Genomic DNA, 3,074 nt, shown 5'->3' with positions numbered 1-3,074 from the left:
CAGATGGCAAACCCAATTTCACCTGCCATCATTGTGCCGATGTTAAACAATATGCAGCCCAAAATCATGAACGGGGCTGTAAATTCAAATGGGTTACGAGCCGCAAAGGTGGTGACAATATCGAACACCCAAACCGCAATCACAACTAACCCTGCACTAGAGCGATCGCGTGTACCTGCGGTCTTGTAGTCCTTCCACAGTTCACCAACAAGGTCAATCTTGCCACTAGGCTTGGTTTCAAGCTCATAAACCATGTGATCTTGAAGTTCCCGCCTAGCTGAATCTGGGTTTTTACCCCGTAGAGCATGGGCTTCGATTACTTGAACACCTACAGAAACCATGAATGCCAAGTAAAACAAAGGGTTGAACGCTGCAAACGGCACATTTAGCCAATTCCAAGTCGGCTCAAACCAAGGACAAACAGGGGGCCCAGTAAAGATTAATTGCCAAGTTGAATCAGCACTGATTATGGAACCGCCGATAAATAAAATCCCGCCTACCAAGGCACGACCCGCGCCACCGTTAGCAACAAACTGATTGACAATCGCGGCGGCTGCCCTAATGGGTAAACCAACAATCATCACAACAGCCTTGGCACAAAAATCGATGATTTCACCAAGCGTTCGCTTCTTACCTTTAGGTTTACCATCGCTGTTACCAGTGCTATTACTTTCTGCACCAGATGTTCCTAACGCCATTACTTCCTCCTTACTGGTTTGATATTTTGAACGGTTTTACAAATCCCTTTGGCTTTGTGCTTCCACTTCCAAATCCCTTCTTCAATCCGACCTATGCAGCGCCCAGAAGCATCAAACACATCAACAATCTCGTCATCTTGATAAAGAGTTGGGTCTGGTCTGGGATTGCGTTTAACGCTATCAAAGTAATTAGTAATCCTCAGTTTTCGAGTTGTGGGCATGACTCCCGCCTCATATAAGGCATCGCTGGTTTTTGCCCGTTCTTCTATGCGTTGACGTTCTAATCCTTCGGTGGCTTTTAATCTTTCGGCTTCTGCATAAGCCCCCAACTTGGGTACTAAAGGGATGATTACAGGCAAGAAGCAGACCCCGACACCAGCCAAGGCTAAATACAATTGCTTCTTGTACATCTCACTGTGCCATTGCGCTAATCAGTGCAAACTTCTCCCATTGCTTTAACTCATGTAGTCGTTTAAATACTGACTCCGCTTCATTACTAGGAGCGGTGGAAGATTCACACTCTAACCATGCTTGATGAGCGATTTTTGCAATTAACCAGAGTGTGTCTGATTCGCTCATCTTTTCTAATCCTTCGCCCCATGTCTCACACATATCTTTAATGAGTGCATTGTCGTGAGAGAGAGAGTAATATCCTACGGGGTGCGCCATTTTGGTATCCTTGAATGTGTGTACTGATTTCATCCCTGATCTAAGTCACAACTGGGCGAACGCTTTTCTTGACAGGGCAAGCGTTTGCACAATTAATCCTCATCAGAACTGTTAGCAAGTTGTACTTTTTCAATGCCATCTAAAACTTCAGATATTGATTGAATGGCATCATTCAAAACCAAGTCATTTGATGTAGTAAAATGCTTCGATGTTTGCAGCCTTCTATATTCGGGAGTAGCTTGAATCAACCTTAAAGTTTGCTCAACACCAGCAAGGATGATGACTATTTCTTCTGTGGTGAAAATGCTGCTCATCATATTATTCACCTCTTATCGCCTCCAAATCCCCTAAGTTGATTTGATGATTGTTATTGACGGAGAACCTTTCATTTACTAATTTCTCTAGAGCTTTTCTCAGCCAGTAAGCGGGGGTCGTGCCATCCATTTCTGCAAGCATTCTGATGGCTGGAGTCAAGTCTTGAGGAACGTTGTAATTAAGCCGCTTGTTTAACATCGGTCGTTTCTCCTAAATAAAGTTTTTTCATTTCTGATAAAGCAACGGTTCCCGGATTTTCGGGAATCAACAAATTACTTTCTGGAATGCTCCCTTTGAGTAATCTTTCTTTAATCAACATCTGCACGGGCGCGATCGCAAACGCACCGCCACACAAAGTTACCTTGCTGCGTCTGGCTTTCACGGATACGTCATCTAGGGCATAAGCCAAGGGAGAATCTTTCATCCATGAATGAATCGCGTTTTCTAACTCAGTCCCAATATCTTCGCCATCAGGTGCAATCGCGCTTATGCCGTTATCACCAACGGTTGCAGTTTCCAAAATCTCGCGCAGTTGGGAGGGGCGAATCATTTTAGAAGAATCGGTGTTGCTCAATGCTCTGGAGAATTCTTTGATTAGTGTGGCGACACCGCCGCCACCATTGGGACTACAAGTTACCCGTTTTGGTAATTTGCCGAGATTACTATATTCGCTGATTGTGGCTGTACCATATCCAATATCAAAAGTATGGAACTGTTTATCGTCAAAGCGTTCGCTTGCCCAGAGTGACGCGCCATATCCCTCTGGAAATCCCAGAAAGCCAAGTTTAGAAAAACACAAACGGTATCTAACACCATCTACCGCTATCCACTTGCATTGTTCAATGGCTTTTTTTAGTTCTAATGGGGAAGCTAGCGAGAGGGTTGATAAACGAATATGCAAGGTTCTACGCTTGGCGCTTGTACCCGTGGACAACTCAAGCAGATTCGGCAGAGATGCGATTGCGCCTAATGCAAGGATGGGGAAGTAGTCTACTTTGTGATTCTCGGAATCACTCATTGCTATGTACTCTTTACCTTGCAGTCTGGCGGAGCTACCAACAACCCAATGCTCTACAACATCTTTGTTGTTTTCATCTTTGCCTCGGCTTAGGCTGAAAGCTCCTAATTCTCCAAAGGGTACTGATGGCACACAACACACTAAAGATTCAGTCTTCATCACTGGTGTTGTGCCAGTTTCGTTATTAACGAAAGCCTGATATTTAATACTGGAGCGCCCAGCATCTAGCATCAAATGAATTACCTTTTTTGATGGCATTGATGCTTTCTCTGTTATAGTTTCAGCCTCGTTTGTGTTAGGTGCGTTCGTGCTTATAGATGTTGGTTGTTTTTTAGGTCTTGACATATCGTTTTACCCTCAACTTTTTATCGTCA

General features: G+C 44.2%; 6 protein-coding genes. All 6 read right to left on the bottom strand.

Annotated features, from left to right (window positions below):
- Positions 1 to 698 (bottom strand): hypothetical protein (locus A4S05_RS30535; protein WP_069073528.1); only part of this gene is annotated, 698 nt, incomplete at its 3' end.
- Positions 698 to 1,108 carry a hypothetical protein gene (locus A4S05_RS30530; protein WP_069073527.1) on the bottom strand — a complete coding sequence of 137 codons (411 nt, stop codon included), beginning with the start codon at positions 1,106 to 1,108 and terminating at the stop codon, positions 698 to 700. The genes A4S05_RS30530 and A4S05_RS30535, both read right to left, overlap by 1 nt.
- 1 nt (position 1,109) lies before the next feature.
- Positions 1,110 to 1,367 (bottom strand): hypothetical protein, encoded by a 258-nt coding sequence (locus tag A4S05_RS30525; RefSeq protein WP_141699847.1) that lies wholly within the window; start codon positions 1,365 to 1,367, stop codon positions 1,110 to 1,112.
- A 92-nt stretch (positions 1,368 to 1,459) separates the two neighbouring features.
- Positions 1,460 to 1,684 (bottom strand): hypothetical protein, encoded by a 225-nt coding sequence (locus tag A4S05_RS30520; RefSeq protein ID WP_069073525.1) that lies wholly within the window; start codon positions 1,682 to 1,684, stop codon positions 1,460 to 1,462.
- A gap of 1 nt (position 1,685) precedes the next feature.
- Positions 1,686 to 1,880 carry a hypothetical protein gene (locus tag A4S05_RS30515; protein ID WP_069073524.1) on the bottom strand — a complete coding sequence of 65 codons (195 nt, stop codon included), beginning with the start codon at positions 1,878 to 1,880 and terminating at the stop codon, positions 1,686 to 1,688.
- Entirely contained in the window at positions 1,861 to 3,045 is a 1,185-nt protein-coding gene (locus tag A4S05_RS30510) for a ParM/StbA family protein (RefSeq protein ID WP_069073523.1), read from the bottom strand. Before A4S05_RS30510 ends, A4S05_RS30515 begins: the two co-directional genes overlap by 20 nt.
- Between the last annotated feature and the right edge of the window lie 29 nt (positions 3,046 to 3,074).

The organism is Nostoc sp. KVJ20, assembly GCF_001712795.1.
GTDB lineage: Bacteria > Cyanobacteriota > Cyanobacteriia > Cyanobacteriales > Nostocaceae > Nostoc.
This window is presented reverse-complemented; position numbering and strand designations above follow the sequence as displayed.